Annotated in this window: 1 protein-coding gene; it reads right to left on the bottom strand. The window is 56.4% G+C overall.

Annotated elements, in window-relative coordinates; translation table 11 throughout:
• Positions 1 to 1,346, bottom strand: a 1,346-nt coding sequence (locus tag ACO6V1_RS23965) for a DUF1601 domain-containing protein (RefSeq protein ID WP_422469112.1), incomplete at both ends; no start/stop codon positions are given.

Raw genomic sequence — 1,346 nt, 5'->3', positions numbered from 1 at the left:
CGGCCTCATTGAACTCCGTTGTCCGCTCCTGCCCGTTGTCCACCAGTTTCCCCATGGACCACAGCAGGTTGGCAATACCCTGTGGTGTAAAGTTAGCTTTTTGTGCGTTCACGTGGGGTAACAGTGCGGCCACGGCCTCATTGAACTCTGTTGTCCTCTCCTCGCTGTTGTCCACCATTTTCGCCATGGCCCACAGCAGGTTGGTGATACCCTGAGGTTTAAAGTTGGTTTTCTGTGCGTTTACGAGGAGCAACAGTGCGGCCACGGCCTCTTTGAGTTCTGGTGTCTGCTCCCGCCCGTTGTCCACCAGTTTCGCTATGGCCCACAGCAGGTTGGCAATTTCCTGAGGTTTAAAGTTGGTTTTCTGTGCGTTCACGAGGAGCAACAGTGCGGCCACGGTCTGTCTGAACCCTGGTGTTTGCTCCTGCCCATTGTCCACCAGTTTCGCCATGGCCCACAGCAGGTTGGCGATATGCTGAGGAATAAATTGGTCTTTCTGTGCGTTTACGTGGGGCAACAGCGCGGCCACGGCCTCGTTGAGTTCAGGTGTTCGCTCCTGCCCGTTGTCCGCCAGTTTCGCCATGGCCCACAGCAGGTTGGCGATATGCTGAGGAATAAATGGGTCTTTTTGTGCGTTCACGAGGGGCAACAGCGCGGTCACCGCCTTGTTGAGTTCTGGTGTCTGCTCCTGCCCGTTGTCCACCAGGTTTGCCATGGCCCATAGCAGGTTGGCGATACCCTGGGTATTAAGCTGGTCTTTCTGTGCGTTCACGTGGGGCAACAGCGCGGCCACGGCCTCTTTGAGCCCTGGTATGTGCTCCTGCCCGTTGTCCACCATTTTCGCCATGGCCCACAGTAGGTTGACGATAGCCTGAGGAATAAATTGGTCTTTCTTTGCATTCATGAGGGGCAACAGCGCGGCCACGGTCTCGTTGAGTTCTGGTGTTTGCTCCTGCCCGTTGTCCACCAGTTTCGCCATGGCCCATAGCAGGTTGGTGATTCCCTGGGCATTAAGTTGGTCTTTCTGTTCATGCACGAGGGGCAACAGCACGGCCACGGCCCCGTTGAGCCCTGGTGTCTGCTCGTGCCCGTTGTCCACCAGTTTCGCCATGGCCCACAACAGGTTGGCAATTTCCTGTGGTTTAAAGTTGGTTTTCTGTGCGTTCACGGGGAGCAACAGTGCTGTCACGGCCTCTTTGAGTTCTGGTGTCTGCTCCTGCCCTTTGTCCACCAGTTTCGCCATGGCCCACAGCAGGTTGGCGATATGCTGAGGAATAAATTGGTTTTTCTGTGCGTTCACGAGGGGCAAGAGCACGGCCACGGCCCCGTTGAGCCCTGGTGTCTGC

It is taken from the genome of Endozoicomonas sp. ALC013, assembly GCF_049310205.1.
Lineage (GTDB): Bacteria > Pseudomonadota > Gammaproteobacteria > Pseudomonadales > Endozoicomonadaceae > Endozoicomonas.
The sequence above is the reverse complement of the archived record's forward strand: the minus strand, read 5'-3'. Positions and strand labels throughout refer to the sequence as shown.